Below are 405 nucleotides of genomic sequence, written 5' to 3' on the forward strand. Positions count from 1 at the left end.
GTCTGCGCTTCATCACTGTCTTCGACAATAAAATCCCCGCCGATACGCCCTGGCCATGGCTGGCGGGCAAAAGCGGTGCCGAGGAAGTCGCCGAGCCCATAGGCGACGATCGCCTCGCCGATCCGCTGCACCGGCTGCACGACATGGGCATGATGGCCGGCGATCAGCCCGACGCCGTGCCCGGCCAGCCGCCGCGCCAGCGCCCGCGTTCCGGCACGCGGAAAATGCCGGAATTCCCAGTCCCAGTGCGGCACCGCACAGAGGAGATCGATCCCCGCGCTCGCCTCGCGCGGCCAGCGCGCCGGATCGCCTTCCATCAAGACGCGGCCGGCAAACAGGCTTTCGTCGGCGTTGCGCCAGAGCGTGAAAGCGGCGAAGCCGAGAGCGATCGGCCCGACCGCGAAG

At 68.9% G+C, this 405-nt stretch carries 1 protein-coding gene; it reads right to left on the minus strand.

From position 1 onward, the window contains the following. Positions 1 to 405, minus strand: a 405-nt coding sequence (locus EOA36_RS36925; protein WP_189553585.1) for a CapA family protein, incomplete at both ends; no start/stop codon positions are given.

It is taken from the genome of Mesorhizobium sp. M8A.F.Ca.ET.021.01.1.1, assembly GCF_003998025.1.
Classification (GTDB): domain Bacteria; phylum Pseudomonadota; class Alphaproteobacteria; order Rhizobiales; family Rhizobiaceae; genus Mesorhizobium.